Consider the following 14,549-nt stretch of genomic DNA (forward strand, 5'->3'; position numbering starts at 1 on the left):
CGCTGCTCAGCCGGAGGCGTCAAGGTCCCCAGTGAGGTAGCGCTGGATGTTCGGCGCAGTCAGCCGGACAACTTCGTCCCGGCCGGCGGAAGCCAGGGGTTCAAGCCGGATCACGTAACGGACCAGCATCAATCCCACCACTTGGGTCGCCACCAGGTTGCCCCGCATCCGGACCTCCTCGGCTGTTCCGGGAACGCCGGCCATGATCCTGGAGAGGATGGTGCGGTTCACCATTTCCCGCATCAGCGCCGTCTTGGCTTTGGACCCGATGGTTCCCCGGACAAAAGCCACCAGGCCGTGCTGCGCCGGACCTTCCCACAGCCGAAGTACAGCACGGACGATCGCCTCCGCCCGCGCCGCCGGGTCCAGGTCTTCGACGCCGGCCAACACCTCGGCAGGATCTGCGGGTAACTCAACGCTCGCAGCAAAGAGCTCGTCCTTGCCGCGGAAGAAGTGGTGGACCATGGCCGGATCCACGCCCGCATCCCTGGCGACTTGGCGGAGGCTTGTCCCCTCGAAGCCACGCTCAGCAAAAAGGTGGCGGGCTGCTGCGAGGATGGCTTCGCGTGAATGGTCGCTGGCGTTGCGTCGGCCCCGCCGCACTTGGGGGAGGCTCACCGGCTCTGCCTCCGCAGGGTCAGCGATGCCAGGACAAGGACGCCCACCACGATTCCGCCCATGATCAAGGTGTCCTGCCACAGTGCCGCTGTGGCGTCGGCGTTTCCCGCGATTTCCTTGAGTGCATCCACGGAGAACGTCAGTGGCAGGACGCCCGAGATGGCCTCGAGGACCTGGTTCATGTCGTCCCGGGCCACGAAGAGGCCGCACAGCAGGATCTGCGGCACCACCACGACGGGCATGAACTGCACGGCCTGGAACTCGGTGCGGGCAAACGCGGAACACAGCAGCCCCAAAGCGACACCCAGGACGGCGTTGATGACGGCGATCATCACTACGAATCCGGGGCTTCCCTTGATGTCGAGGCCAAAGACCCAGTACGCAACGGCCGTGGCCACCAGGGATTGCAGGGAGGCCATGATGGAGAAGGCCAGTGCATATCCGAACAGCAGGTCGGCTTTGTGGATGGGTGTCGTCAGGAGCCGCTCCAGGGTCCCTGACGTCCGTTCGCGCAGCATGGTGATGGAGGTGACCAGGAACATCACCACGAAGGGAAAGATGGCCAGCATCATGAGGCCAACACGGTCGAAGGTCCGCGGGAATCGGGGTGGAAGCGTCTCGTTTTCGTACAGGAAGTAGACCGCTGCCAGCAACAGGGCGGGGACCACCAGGATCAGTGCAACGCTGCGGTGGTCGTGTCGCAGTTGCTCAAGGACACGCCGGGTTGTGGCGATGGTCATCCGGAGGTTCATGATGCCACCTCGCTTTCTGCCTGGCCGCGGTCGGCGGCCTTGATGATGGTCAGGAACGCCCGCTCCAGGTCATCGCTGCCTCCCCGGAGCGCCAGCTCGGCCGGAGTGAGTTGTGCCAGCAGGAGCCCTTCACGCAGCAGCAGGAGCGAGGAGCAGTGGGAGGCTTCTTCCATGACGTGGCTGGACACCAGCAGCGTCGTGCCCGACGCGGCCATCGCCGCGAAGCGCTCCCACAGTTCGGCGCGGAGTACCGGGTCCAAGCCAACGGTGGGTTCGTCCAGGATGAGCAGTTTAGGGTGGGCCACCAGCGCGCAGGCCAGCGAAACCCTGCTGAATTGTCCGCCGGAAAGGTCGGCGGCTTTCTGCCGTGCCAGCGGGGCGAGTCCGACGGCGTCAATCGCCTCGGTGACGTCAGCCGCCGTCGCGCCGTGCATGGCTCCGAAGTACCTGACGTTCGCTTCGACGCTGAGGTCCCCGTACACGCTGGCGCCCTGGGTGACATATCCGACGTCGTGCCTTAGCGAGGCGCTGCCCGCAGGGATGCCCATGACGGTGACGGTTCCGCGGGTAACCCGCTGGACGCCCATGATGGCACGCATGAGTGTCGTCTTGCCGCTGCCGGAGGGACCCAGGAGTCCGGTAATCCGGCCGGGCCCGACCGTGAAGTCCAGGCCGCGGAGAATGTGTGTCCGCCCTCTGGAGACGTGCAGTTCCGTGGCCTCGATGGCCGCTGGAGCAGGGGACATGGTGGCCTCCGGCAATGCTAATAATTCATCAGTTGATGAAATTAAATTAGAACTGTCCGCTCGCTGGGTCAAGGGGTGAAACGAAAGGTCAAGGGACTCAAGTCCTTGAAAATGTGTCGGCTATCACATAGGTTCTTCCCAAGCCGTGTCGTTGGGGTACGGGTGATTGAGGGGGAATCGTGACAATGACCTTGAAGGGTGCCCTGTGCGCCCGCATCATCCGTGTGTTCGGCAATGACCAATACGTCCCAGCCGCAGGCAGTCCCGCTCCGCTGGAGGGAACGGGGAACTAGTCCCAGGACAGAGTCTGCGGCCACCGGCCGCTGAGCCACGCCATCGCAGGATGACCAGCCCACCGCGGCCAGGGGCTTCCACCACGCGACGGCGTGGCTCTTCTGTGTCCGCCGGGGTGACAGCCCCGCTTGTTCCGGGCGCGGCCCGCTGAGCCGGTAGATTAGTAGGCAGTTGTTTTTGCCACATCTGCCATAGAAACGGATACGTACCCGTGGTCCTTCGCCTTTCCCAGTTGTTCCTGCGCACCCTGCGTGAAGATCCCGTCGACGCCGAGGTCGCCAGCCACAAGCTGTTGGTACGTGCCGGCTACATTCGCCGCGCGGCACCCGGTATCTACACGTGGCTTCCGCTTGGCCTGAGCGTCCTGCGCAAGGTCGAGGAGATCATCCGCCAGGAAATGTCCGCGATCGGAGCCCAGGAAGTCCATTTCCCGGCGCTGCTGCCGCGTGAACCCTACGAGGCCACGAACCGCTGGACCGAGTACGGCGAGGGCCTGTTCCGGCTCCAGGACCGCAAGGGTGCGGACTACCTCCTTGCGCCGACGCATGAGGAAATGTTCACCCTTCTGGTCAAGGACCTGTACTCCTCGTACAAAGACCTGCCGTTGAGCCTCTACCAGATCCAGAACAAGTACCGCGACGAAGCCCGTCCCCGGGCAGGCCTCCTCCGCGGCCGCGAGTTCATCATGAAGGATTCCTACTCCTTCGACGTCGACGACGCCGGCTTGGATGCCAGCTACGCTGCCCACCGCGCCGCGTACCTGAAGATCTTTGCCCGTCTCGGCCTGGAAGTCATTCCCGTTGCCGCGACCGCCGGTGCCATGGGCGGCTCGAAGAGTGAAGAGTTCCTCTTCCCCACTGAAATCGGCGAGGACACCTTCGTGCGCTCGGCAGGTGGGTACTACGCCAACGTCGAAGCTGTCACCACCGTAGTTCCGGACGACATCGACTTCACCAACGCGCCCGCTGCCCGGGTCCTGGACACGCCCAACACTCCCACTATCGATACTTTGGTGGACGCAGCCAACCAGCTGGCACCCCGCAGCGAGTCCGACGGCGGCGCATGGGCTGCCGCTGACACGCTCAAGAACGTGGTCCTCGCCGTGACGCTGCCCACCGGTGAACGCCAGATCGTGGTGATCGGCGTACCCGGCGACCGCGCAGTTGACCTCAAGCGCGTTGAAGCGAACATCGGCGCGTTCCTGCCGATCGCCGGTGAAATCGGGCTCGAGGCCGCCAACGAGGACGACCTCAAGAAGCTGCCGTGGCTGGTCAAGGGTTACATTGGCCCCGGCCTGTCACTTGATGAGCCCGTCCTGGGGCTTGAGGGATCGTCCAAGGTCCTCTTCCTGGTGGACCCCCGCGTTGTTTCGGGTACGAGCTGGGTCACCGGTGCCAACGCGGAGGGCAAGCACGTCTTTGGGCTGGTCGCCGGACGCGACTTCACCTGGGACGGCGTCATCGAAAGCACCGAAGTGCGTGCCGGCGATCCCGCTCCTGACGGATCCGGCCCGCTGGAAACGGCGCGCGGCATCGAGATGGGACACATCTTCCAGCTCGGCCGCAAGTACGCCGCTGCCTTGGACCTTAAGGTGCTGGACCAGAACGGCAAGCAGGTAGTAGTCACCATGGGCTCCTACGGTGTCGGTGTTACACGCGCCGTGGCAGCCCTGGCCGAAGCGAACCATGACGACCGCGGCCTTGTCTGGCCACGTTCCGTTGCTCCCGCCGACGTCCACGTGGTGGCTGTTGGCCGTGGTGACGAGATTTTCGAGGCCGCCGAGAAGCTTTCCGCTGAGCTGGAGGCCGCCGGCCTGGACGTCATCCTCGATGACCGCCCAAAGGTCTCTCCCGGCGTTAAGTTCGGCGACGCCGAACTCGTAGGCGTACCCACCATCCTGGCCGTTGGCCGCGGACTCGTGGACGGTGTCGTGGAAGTCAAGGACCGCCGCAGCGGCGATGCCGAGAACGTCCCGGTGGACAAAGCCGTGGATTACGTGGTCAACGCCGTACGAAACCGGTGATCTCCGGCTTCGAATCGATCCAGCTCACCACCCTCATCCTGATTGTGGTGGCTGGTTTCGCGGCCGGCTGGGTGGACGCAGTGGTTGGTGGCGGGGGACTGATCCAGCTCCCCGCCCTGCTGCTGGTGCCCGGCATCACGCCTGTCCAGGCCTTGGCGACCAACAAAATGGGTTCCATCTTCGGGACCACCACCAGTGCGGTCACGTACTACCGGCGGGTCCGTCCTGACCTGAAAACGGCGGTCCCCATGGCCGTCATCGCCTTGGCCGGGAGTTTTGGCGGGGCGATCCTGGCGGCGTCGCTTCCAGCCAGTGTTTTCAAGCCCATCATCGTGGCTGCCCTGATCGCCGTCGCAATTTTCACCGCCCTGCGTCCCAGTGCAGGGGAGCTGACAGCGCTCCGCCACGATGGCCACAAGCACTACGTCGTGGCCTGCCTGATCGGCGGGGTGATCGGCTTCTACGATGGTTTGATCGGCCCTGGCACGGGGTCGTTCCTGATCATCGCCCTGGTCTCGGCCATGGGCTATGCCTTCCTCGAAGCCAGTGCCAAGGCAAAGATCGTCAACATGGCCACCAATGCCGGAGCCTTGATCTTCTTCCTACCGCATGGATCCCTGCTCTGGGGCGTAGGGCTTGTCCTCGGCCTTGCGAATATGGCCGGCGGCTACTTGGGCGCCCGTACGGCAGTAGCCAAGGGGAGCGGCTTTGTACGCGTGGTCTTCCTGGTTGTTGTGGCCGCCCTCATCATCAAGCTTGGTATGGACGTCTGGAACGACAACTTCGCGGGCTAGCTTCTGCCTAAGCCGATTCCCCTGGACCGGGAAGGTCGTGCGCGGCCGGAAGGCCATCCAATGTCCGGCCGGCCAAGGTGCTGGCAACCCAGAGGGAACGGGCCAGGTCCCCGCCGTGCGCGGGTTTTCCGGCGTACCACAAAGCATTCTCCACCTCACGGGCGATACTCCATTGCCGGGCGGCCTCGGGATCGAGCCCGGCGGCGAGGCTGAATTCGTGGCAGCGGTCGCGCAACGCAGCCTCCGGGTCAGTCCGTGAAAGGTCGCCAATGCGGTTCCACAGGATGGGTGCGACGGCGAATTCGGCCTCACCGATCTGGGGCTGCGGATCGATGGCCAGGTAGGCGTCGCGTCCGGCCTCGTTTGCATCCAGGGTGGCCAGGATGTTCATGAAATGCAGGTCTGTGTGGACCAGGACGTCTTTTCCGGCGCGACGCCCCACGGCACCCCGTGTTTGGCACACCTCCAGTGCAGCCTCCAGCAGCCACCTGGGGAACGGGCGGTCCAGCCGTTCCCATTCAGCTGGCAGTTCGTCGCTCCACCGTTCAGCTGTGGCGGCAATATGGTCCAGGTCCCGCCATTCAGGCCTGTCGTCCGGCGCGATGGACAGTTCACGCATGATGGTTCCCCATACATCCCGTGCTTCCGCCAGCGGTGCGTCCTGGAGCCAGCGGGCAGCGTCCAGCCGTTCCAGCAGCATGGAGCAACTCGGCGCATCTGCGGCAAGGAGCCGGACCGCGCCGCGGCCTCCCCACAGAGTGAGTGCGTGGCGCTCCACCCGGGCTTCGTCATGGGGAAACGCGATCTTCAATGCTGCGGGCTGACCGTGCCGCACCACGGGCACCACCAAGGCTCCGTGGCCGTTCCAAGGCTCGGCGCCAGGAGCGAGGTCTACTGCGAGCTCCCAACGGTCCAGGGCGTCGGAAATAAGGCCGGGGAGGCTGGCCAACCAGTCCCGGCCCGCAGTGTCACGGTTATACCGGGCGTGGAGGTCGCCTGGCATCGGAATCATCGCGTGAAGGGTCACGCGATCAGCCTAACGCCGCTGCCGCGCCAGCTATCTAGAAAACGCCGCTGGCACCCAAGAGCGTTCCGATGGAGAACGTCGCCGCCAAGGCAAGCGCGCCGCCAACAACAACCCGTGCTGCGGCGCGGAACCGGGGAGCGCCGCCGATCCAGGCCCCCACTGCGCCGGTGATCGCCAGGGCCAGCAAGACCGCCGCGAAGGTGAGCGGCACCCGCATCTCGGGTGGTGGAAGCAGGATGGCCAGCATGGGCAGCACCGCGCCCAGCGTGAAGGCAACCGCCGAGGCCAGTGCTGCATTCCACGGGCTGACGATGTCGTCCTCGTGGATGTTCAGCTCGGCAGAAAGGTGCGCGGCCAGTGCGTCGTGCTCCGTCAGTTCTTCGGCCACTATCCGGGCAGTCTTGGGGCTGAGGCCTTTTGACTCATAGATAGCCGTCAGCTCGTTGAGCTCTTCCTCGGGTTCCTCGGCAAGCTCGCGGCGTTCCTTTTCGATCAAGGCCCGCTGGGTGTCGCTCTGGCTGCTCACGGAGACGTACTCGCCCAACGCCATGGAGATGGCACCGCCCACCAGGCCGGCCGTGCCCGCGGCGAGGATGCTCCCTGAGTTGGTGGTGGCTCCCGCCACGCCCACCACGATGGCCGCGACGGAGACGATGCCGTCGTTGGCGCCCAGGACCCCGGCCCGAAGCCAGTTCAGGCGGTGCGCCAGATCGTCCCGGTGGGGTTCGTTTTCATGCATGGTCGCAGTTTCTGTGGAAGCCATGGTTTAAGCCAAGCACCGCAGCGCGGGCTTGGCCAGCATGGCTAGGCTGCCCTATCTGATGCTGGCGGTGGGGGAGGCGGTGTCACCGGGCGTCGGAAGGGCAGGCAAGTCACCGGCGTCGAGCGGCAAGCCCGGGAGTGCCGGCAAAGCGGCGCCCCAGGCGGAACTGCGCCGGCCAGCGGCAAGCAGGCCATCGATGGCCCAATCACGGGTCCCACCGGTGGACAACGCCACGAGGTCGCCGAACCGCGGCAAGGATGACGCTTCGAGGTCCGCCAATGCGGCGGCAGGGTCTTTGGCGAACTTCGCCGGGAGCCTGTACCCCGCCTCGCCTGTCGGGACGTCCCCGCAGTTCACGCCGGTCAGGTCCTCGGCCTGACGGAGCAGCACCTCGTGCACTTCGAGGTCACGGGCAGCTGCAGGGACGCTGGAAGCGCCGAGCTTTTTGACCGCTACCTGGTAGACATAGACCGCCTCGTGCTGGGCGCGGACCAACGACGCCAATGCAGTGTCGGTGGTTGCGGCATCCGCGTCCGGGCTCGGGCTGGCCGAAGGGCAGGATCCGGCGGCAGGCGCAGTGGCGGGAACCCTGCTGGTGGTGGGCAGTGTGGGGGCAGGCAGTTTCCACGCGGCGGCCAGCTTCTCGGCGGACAGCAGCTGGGCGGATCCGACGGCGGCGAGCAGGCGTGCCATGCCGCCGTCGGACTCGTGGGCGTCGGTGAGGCGCTGCTGTCCGCTCCGGGACAGCTCCGTGACGAATGCGGACGGCGTCGCTTTCGGGGACGAAGCAGTGGCGGTTGGTGACGCAGCGGCCGGGGACGTGGGGAGCTGACCGTCGGGGTCCAGCAGGGCGCGGGCATGGGTTGTCAGCAAAGTCACAGCGTCGTCGGCGCCAGGTTTTCCGGCATCCGGTCCAGGGGCGTCAGCCAGCGCAACGGCCGAATCACGGAGCAGCAGGGTGTCTTCCAACGCCGCAAGGCGGGCATTTTCGGAGAAGGAACGTGGTGGGGGAGTCCCGGAATCACGCGGAATAAGCACCATGCCGGTGCCAACAACCAGCAGGGCCACCACAGAAATGAGCACGAGCCGGCCCCACGCTGGTACTCGTCGCTTTTTGGTTCTCTGCTCGTCCACAACAGACCATGGTGTCATGTGGGCGGCGAAGTCCGTGCACGCAAGTTCCCGCGAAAATCGTTAGGCTAGTAGTCACAACAACATCTATCGGGAGGCGGCGGGCAACGTGAGTGACTCGGAAGCCACGACTTCACCGGACCGTTCTGAATCGAACTCAACGGCCACCATCCACAACCCGGAAGAGAGCAGGCTCAAAGCGCTGCTCGAACCGGCCGTCCTTGCCAGCAGGCTCTACCTCGAGGATGTTTCCATCCACGTGGCCGGCTCACACCGGACGGTCCACGTCGTAGTGGACCTGCCGCAGGAAGAGACCGGAGGCGTCAGCCTGGACGCCATAGCCGATGTCTCGCGCGGACTGTCCGATATTCTGGACAACGATCCCCAGGACGACGGCCGCCCGTACGACCTTGAGGTCTCCTCGCCCGGAGTCGGGCGTCCACTGACGGAACCGCGCCATTGGCACCGTGCCCGCGGACGCATGGTCAGGGTCAACGTCATCCAGGGCGACAACCTCCTGGGCCGGATCGCCTCAGTGGGCGATGACGCCGTGACGCTGATCCCGGAGCACGAGGTCAAGAAGGGCATGAAGCCCAAGCAGGGTGACCCCATCACTATTCCTTTCGACAGGATCCGCCAAGGAAAAGTCGAGATTGAATTCAGCCACCTCCACGAGGCTGCGCTGGAAGACGAACACAATGGACCTTCCGAGGAGGCCTAATGGATATTGACATGAGCGCACTGAGACTCCTGGAGCGTGAGCGTGAAATCCCGCTGGATCTCCTGATTCCCACCATCGAGCAGGCACTGCTGGTGGCGTACCACAAGACGCCCGGCGCCTTTGAAAAGGCCCGCGCTGAGCTGGATCGCAAGAGCGGCCACGTGACCATCTGGGCCACGGAAATCGACGACGACGGCGAACCGATCGGCGAATTCGAGGACACTCCTGCCGGTTTCGGCCGTATCGCCGCGAGCACCGCACGGCAGATCATCCTCCAGCGTCTTCGCGACGTCGAGGACGACAACGTGCTGGGCGAGTTCAAAGGCCGTGAAGGCGAACTCGTTGCCGGCATGATCCAGCAGGGAAACAACCCGCACATGATCCAGGTCAACCTTGGAGCTGTCGAGGCCCTGCTGCCGCCGCCCGAGCAGGTTCCCGGTGAGAAGTACCTCCACGGCAGCCGCCTGCGCGCCTTCGTGGTGGACGTCCACCGTGGCGCCAAAGGCCCGTCCATTACGCTGTCCCGTTCGCACCCGGGCCTGGTCCGCAAACTTTTCGAAATGGAAGTTCCGGAGATCGCGGACCACTCCGTGGAGATCGTCGCGCTTGCCCGCGAAGCCGGCCACCGTACCAAGATCGCCGTTAAGGCAAACATCCCCGGCGTCAATGCCAAGGGTGCCTGCATCGGTGAGATGGGCTCGCGTGTCCGCGCAGTCATGACGGAACTGAATGACGAAAAGATCGACATCGTCGACTTCAGCGACGACCCCGCGACGTTCATTGCCAACTCGTTGTCGCCGTCGCGCGTGAATTCGGTCACTATCACCGACGAGTCGACCCGCTCGGCCCGCGTAGTGGTACCGGATTACCAGCTTTCGCTGGCGATCGGCAAGGAAGGCCAGAACGCACGCCTTGCGGCCAAGCTGACCGGTTGGCGGATCGACATCGTCTCCGACGCAGCACCGGCCAAGTCCGAATAGCGCCGCCGCCGGGGTCGGTTCAATGCCGCACCTGCGGTGTGCCCGGTTTCGGGAGTCCGTAGCCGGGGGCTAGACTAGAAGGAACCGGGCTTACGTCCGGTATCCGTGCGCCTTGGCGTGCCTCAGCTGCATTCGCAGGACCGGGGCCCGTCGGGTGCCAGAAGCGTAAGGCAGGTTGGACACATCGTGGCTGAACTGCTTGAGCACGGCCACGGGCCTGTTCGCACGTGTATCGGATGCCGGAAGCAAGGCTCCCGGTCCGAGCTTGTCCGGCTGGTCGCCCAAGGCGGCAGTTCTTCCACCGTCGTGGTGGATGAACGACGCCGGATGGCCGGCAGGGGTGCGTGGCTGCACCCCAGCGAAAAGTGCTTGGCATTGGCGATCAAACGGCGCGCTTTCGGCAGGGCCCTCGCGGGCGCTTCCGAGACAACCGCCGTCGAACGCTACCTGATGCCGGGCGCGCCACTCGTGGAGGCCCACGCTTCCACTGGCAAACCGTCCAAACCTGAAAGCGGGTCAGAAAACTGATGGAAACCCGATGAGTTCCCAGCGATGAGTGCGTAACGATGACAACTTTGTTGCGCTCTGCAATGGGCCTTTCCGCCGTGCAAACGGCTGAGGCCCGCATAAAGAAGTAGACGGTTCGTGCCTGGCTCGGTGCGGACCGAGACAGGAGAAATGTGGCCAAGGTCCGCGTACATGAGCTCGCCAAAGAGCTCGGTATTACTTCCAAAGATGCAGTGACAAAACTGCAGGAATTGGGCGAATTCGTTCGCTCCGCCTCTTCCACCATTGAGGCCCCCGTCGTGAAGAAGCTTCGCGACGCCTACCCGGGTGCCGGCGCTGCAAAGTCCGCCGCTCCCGCGGCAACCCGTCCGGCAGCATCCCGCCCGGCTGCTCCGGCACCGGGCCCGGCAGCACCGAAGGCTCCGGCCCCGGCGCCTTCAGCTCCGTCATCGGCAGCGCCTGCACCGGCAGCTCCGGCTCCCGCGGCACCTGCCCCGGCAGCCCCTGCCGCGCCTGCTGCATCCACCCCGGTTTCGGCCAAGCCCGGTGCCCGTCCTGCCCCCAAGGCAGAGACCCCGGCTCCGGCACGCCAAGGTGGCCAGGCTCCGCGTCCCGGCGGTCCCCGTCCGGGCAACAACCCGTTTGCTACGTCCCAGGGCATGCCCCGCGGCCGTGGTGGCGATGGTGACCGTCCGCCGCGTCCGGGCAACAACCCGTTCGCTCCGTCGCAGGGCATGCCCCGTGGCGAGCGTCGCAACGATGGCGAGCGCCCCGGTGGTCCCCGTCCGGCAGCTGGTGCCGGTGGACCCCGTCCCGCAGCAGGTACCGGTGGTCCCCGTCCGGGGGCTCCGCGTCCGGGTGCACCCCGTCCGGGCGCTCCGCGTCCCGCCGGTGGTCCCGGTGGGGGAAACCGTCCTACTCCGGGCATGATGCCCAACCGCACTGAGCGTCCGGCTCCGGGTGGCGCTGGCCGTCCCGGTGGCGCAGGCCGTCCCGGTGGCGGACCCGGTCGTCCCGGTGGCGCACCTGGTACAGGTACCGGTGGCGGAGCTCCCGCCGGCGGTGGCTTCGGCAAGGGTGGTCGCGGTCGCGGCGGTACCCAGGGTGCCTTCGGCAAGGGCGGCGCCGGTCGTGGCAAGCAGCGCAAGTCGAAGCGTGCAAAGCGCCAGGAACTTGAGCAGATGAGCGCTCCGTCGCTGGGTGGCGTATCGGTACCCCGCGGCGATGGCGAGACCATCATCCGCCTGCGTCGTGGCTCGTCCATCACGGACTTTGCCGAGAAGATCGATGCGAACCCCGCGTCGCTGGTAACCGTTCTGTTCCACCTCGGTGAAATGGCCACGGCTACGCAGTCCCTGGACGAAGACACCTTTGGCCTGCTCGGTGCTGAACTGGGCTACAAGCTCCAGGTTGTTTCGCCGGAAGACGAAGAGCGCGAGCTCCTCGACCAGTTCGACATCAACATCCAGGACGAACTCGACGCCGAGGGCGACGACGTCCTTGAGCCCCGTGCACCGGTTGTCACCGTCATGGGTCACGTTGACCACGGTAAGACCCGCCTGCTTGACGCCATCCGCAACTCCAACGTTGTGGCCGGCGAGCACGGTGGAATCACCCAGCACATCGGTGCTTACCAGATCAGCCACGTCCACGAGGGCAAGCCCCGCGACATCACCTTCATTGACACCCCCGGTCACGAGGCCTTCACGGCCATGCGTGCCCGTGGTGCCAAGGTCACTGACATCGCGATCCTGGTTGTCGCAGCCGACGACGGTGTTATGCCGCAGACGGTGGAAGCACTCAACCACGCACAGGCAGCCAACGTGCCGATCGTCGTCGCAGTGAACAAGATCGACAAGGAAGGCGCCAACCCTGACAAGGTCAAGGGCCAGCTGACCGAGTACGGCCTGGTTCCCGAAGAATACGGTGGCGACACCATGTTCGTTGAGGTTTCTGCACGCCAGAACCTCAACATCGACGAACTGATCGACGCTGTCCTGCTGACGGCCGACGCTGCCCTGGACCTGCGCGCCAACCCGGACAAGGACGCTCGAGGCATTGCCATCGAAGCGAACCTGGACAAGGGCCGCGGTGCTGTTGCTACCGTCCTCGTGCAGTCCGGTACCTTGGCCGTTGGTGACACGATCGTGGCCGGTACGGCTCATGGCCGCGTCCGTGCCATGTTCGACGAGAACGGCGAGGCACTCGATGTCGCACTCCCGTCCCGTCCGGTCCAGGTCCTTGGTCTGTCCAACGTGCCGCGTGCAGGTGACACCTTCCTGGTGACCCCTGACGAGCGTACGGCCCGCCAGATCGCTGAGAAGCGTGAAGCTGCCGACCGCAACGCTGCACTGGCCAAGCGTCGCAAGCGCATCAGCCTGGAAGACTTCGACCAGGCCGTTGCCGAAGGCAAGATCGACACCCTCAACCTCATCCTCAAGGGTGACGTGTCCGGTGCCGTGGAAGCCCTCGAAGACGCCCTGCTCAAGATCGACGTCGGAGACGACGACGTTCAGCTCCGTGTCATCCACCGCGGTGTGGGTGCCATCACGCAGAACGACGTCAACCTGGCCACGGTGGACAACGCCATCATCATCGGCTTCAACGTCAAGCCGGCCGAGCGCGTTGCTGAACTTGCTGACCGTGAAGGCGTGGACATGCGCTTCTACTCGGTCATCTACGCAGCAATCGATGACATTGAGATGGCTCTTAAGGGCATGCTCAAGCCGGAGTACGAGGAAGTCCAGCTCGGTACCGCCGAGGTCCGCGAAGTCTTCCGTTCCTCCAAGTTTGGCAACATCGCAGGTTCGATCGTCCGCACGGGCATCATCCGCCGTAACTCCAAGGCACGCGTCAGCCGCGACGGCAAGGTCATCGGTGACAACCTCACCGTTGAGACGCTCAAGCGCTTCAAGGATGACGCCACCGAAGTCCGCACCGACTTCGAGTGTGGTATCGGTCTTGGTTCCTTCAACGACATCAGCGAAGGCGACATCATCGAGACCTTCGAGATGCGCGAAAAGCCGCGCGTCTAGGTTCCATGTGGAGCGGGTCCGTCGGGTAGCCCCGGCGGACCCGTTCCGTACCCGTTTCTACTTTCCAGGAGGAAGTCATGGCTGATCCCGCACGCGCCGCCAAATTGGCACAGCGGATAAAGGTCGTCGTCGCTGAGGCCCTCGGTCGTCGGGTCAAGGATCCGCGCGTCGAGTCCATTACGGTCACCGACGCCCGCGTCACCAACGACCTTCAGCACGCAACCATCTACTACACCGTCTTTGGCGATGAAGTGGCCCACACCGACGCTGCCAAGGCGCTGGAAAAGGCCAAGGGTGTGCTGCGCCAGGAAGTTGGCCGCAACATCACCGTCCGGCTGACCCCGACTCTTGAGTTCGTCGCCGACCAGATTCCGGTCAACGCCTCGAACCTTGAGGAACTGTTGCGCGAGGCCAAGCGCCGCGACGCCGAGGTTGCTGCCTTGGCGGCCGGCGCCAAGCCGGCAGGCGAGGCCGATCCGTACAAGAGCGACACTCTGGCTGACATCGACGAAGACGACTTCGACGAAGAGGACATCGACCTCTCCGGCGACGACGAACTCGACGAAGACGCCAACCGCTAAGACCTCAAAGTTTTTGTTCAGATAATGCCCCTAAGAGACGCTCTTAGGGGCATTATCTGTTTACAAACTGGTTAGGATCGGAGCATGTCGGCGCACGATGCTCAGCAGCGGGATGAATATTTGAACCGGGCCATTCGCTTGGCGGTACAAAACGTTTCCGACGGCGGCGGCCCTTTCGGCGCCGTCGTGGTCACCGCGGACGGAACCGTCCATGAGGGGGTCAACCGGGTCACGCGCGACCACGACCCCACGGCGCATGCGGAAGTGGTGGCCATTCGTCGTGCGGCTGCCGAGCTGAGGAAGTTCGACCTCAGCGGCTCCGTTCTCTACGCAAGCTGTGAGCCTTGCCCGTTGTGCCTCTCGGCGACGCTTTGGGCCAGGATCGGTGCCGTCTACTATGCCGCAGACCGGCACGGTGCAGCACGGGCCGGCTTCGACGACGCCGTGTTCTACGAGTACTTTGCCGGCAGCAGGCCCGAGCTGCTCCCCGTGGAGCACACGGAGCTGGCGGCATCGGAAGACCCCTTCGAGGCGTGGAAGCACCATGTGCGCCGTACGGCGTACTAGTCCCCGCGGC

At 64.9% G+C, this 14,549-nt stretch carries 14 protein-coding genes; 8 read left to right on the top strand and 6 right to left on the bottom strand.

What is annotated here, in order from left to right; all coding sequences use genetic code 11:
* Positions 1-6: 6 nt before the first annotated feature.
* The 3 genes from LRQ04_RS18600 to LRQ04_RS18610 are packed head-to-tail and all read right to left on the bottom strand — an operon-like array spanning position 7 to position 2,116.
* Positions 7-618: a TetR family transcriptional regulator gene (locus LRQ04_RS18600; RefSeq protein ID WP_235521790.1), complete on the bottom strand. Its 612-nt coding sequence runs from the start codon at positions 616-618 to the stop codon at positions 7-9.
* Positions 615-1,358 carry an ABC transporter permease gene (locus LRQ04_RS18605; RefSeq protein ID WP_235521883.1) on the bottom strand — a complete coding sequence of 248 codons (744 nt, stop codon included), beginning with the start codon at positions 1,356-1,358 and terminating at the stop codon, positions 615-617. The genes LRQ04_RS18600 and LRQ04_RS18605 overlap by 4 nt, the downstream gene beginning before the upstream one ends.
* Before the next feature lie 8 nt (positions 1,359-1,366).
* Positions 1,367-2,116 (bottom strand): ABC transporter ATP-binding protein, encoded by a 750-nt coding sequence (locus tag LRQ04_RS18610; protein ID WP_235521791.1) that lies wholly within the window; start codon positions 2,114-2,116, stop codon positions 1,367-1,369.
* Between the two features lie 505 nt (positions 2,117-2,621).
* Between LRQ04_RS18610 and LRQ04_RS18615 the strand changes: the two genes are divergently transcribed.
* Both LRQ04_RS18615 and LRQ04_RS18620 read left to right on the top strand, forming a co-directional pair.
* Positions 2,622-4,433, top strand: coding sequence for a proline--tRNA ligase (locus LRQ04_RS18615; RefSeq protein ID WP_235521792.1), 1,812 nt, complete (start codon positions 2,622-2,624; stop codon positions 4,431-4,433).
* Positions 4,430-5,227, top strand: a complete 798-nt coding sequence (locus tag LRQ04_RS18620) for a TSUP family transporter (RefSeq protein ID WP_235521793.1) — start codon at positions 4,430-4,432, stop codon at positions 5,225-5,227. Before LRQ04_RS18615 ends, LRQ04_RS18620 begins: the two co-directional genes overlap by 4 nt.
* Positions 5,228-5,234: 7 nt before the next feature.
* Here the strand turns inward: LRQ04_RS18620 and LRQ04_RS18625 are convergent, their stop codons facing one another.
* The 3 genes from LRQ04_RS18625 to LRQ04_RS18635 are packed head-to-tail and all read right to left on the bottom strand — an operon-like array spanning position 5,235 to position 8,100.
* Entirely contained in the window at positions 5,235-6,254 is a 1,020-nt protein-coding gene (locus tag LRQ04_RS18625; RefSeq protein ID WP_235521794.1) for an aminoglycoside phosphotransferase family protein, read from the bottom strand.
* 34 nt (positions 6,255-6,288) lie between these two features.
* Complete coding sequence (locus LRQ04_RS18630) at positions 6,289-7,017, bottom strand: VIT family protein (protein ID WP_235521795.1); 729 nt, start codon at positions 7,015-7,017, stop codon at positions 6,289-6,291.
* A 51-nt stretch (positions 7,018-7,068) separates the two neighbouring features.
* Positions 7,069-8,100: a DUF4439 domain-containing protein gene (locus LRQ04_RS18635; RefSeq protein WP_235521796.1), complete on the bottom strand. Its 1,032-nt coding sequence runs from the start codon at positions 8,098-8,100 to the stop codon at positions 7,069-7,071.
* A 157-nt stretch (positions 8,101-8,257) separates the two neighbouring features.
* On the opposite strand from LRQ04_RS18635, the gene rimP reads away from it, so the two are divergent.
* From rimP to LRQ04_RS18665, 6 genes are all read left to right on the top strand, one after another.
* Entirely contained in the window at positions 8,258-8,869 is a 612-nt protein-coding gene (gene rimP / locus LRQ04_RS18640; protein ID WP_235521797.1) for a ribosome maturation factor RimP, read from the top strand.
* On the top strand, positions 8,869-9,849 hold the full coding sequence (gene nusA, locus LRQ04_RS18645; RefSeq protein ID WP_235521798.1) for a transcription termination factor NusA: 981 nt from the start codon (positions 8,869-8,871) through the stop codon (positions 9,847-9,849). The genes rimP and nusA overlap by 1 nt, the downstream gene beginning before the upstream one ends.
* A gap of 186 nt (positions 9,850-10,035) precedes the next feature.
* Entirely contained in the window at positions 10,036-10,377 is a 342-nt protein-coding gene (locus LRQ04_RS18650; RefSeq protein WP_235521799.1) for a YlxR family protein, read from the top strand.
* Positions 10,378-10,529: 152 nt separating this feature from the next.
* Positions 10,530-13,391, top strand: a complete 2,862-nt coding sequence (gene infB, locus LRQ04_RS18655; RefSeq protein WP_235521800.1) for a translation initiation factor IF-2 — start codon at positions 10,530-10,532, stop codon at positions 13,389-13,391.
* 77 nt (positions 13,392-13,468) lie between these two features.
* Positions 13,469-13,972 (top strand): 30S ribosome-binding factor RbfA, encoded by a 504-nt coding sequence (gene rbfA / locus LRQ04_RS18660; RefSeq protein ID WP_235521801.1) that lies wholly within the window; start codon positions 13,469-13,471, stop codon positions 13,970-13,972.
* 84 nt (positions 13,973-14,056) lie between these two features.
* Complete coding sequence (locus LRQ04_RS18665) at positions 14,057-14,539, top strand: nucleoside deaminase (RefSeq protein WP_235521802.1); 483 nt, start codon at positions 14,057-14,059, stop codon at positions 14,537-14,539.
* Positions 14,540-14,549 lie beyond the last annotated feature (10 nt).

Source organism: Paenarthrobacter sp. AR 02 (genome assembly GCF_021538675.1).
Taxonomy (GTDB): Bacteria; Actinomycetota; Actinomycetes; order Actinomycetales; family Micrococcaceae; genus Arthrobacter.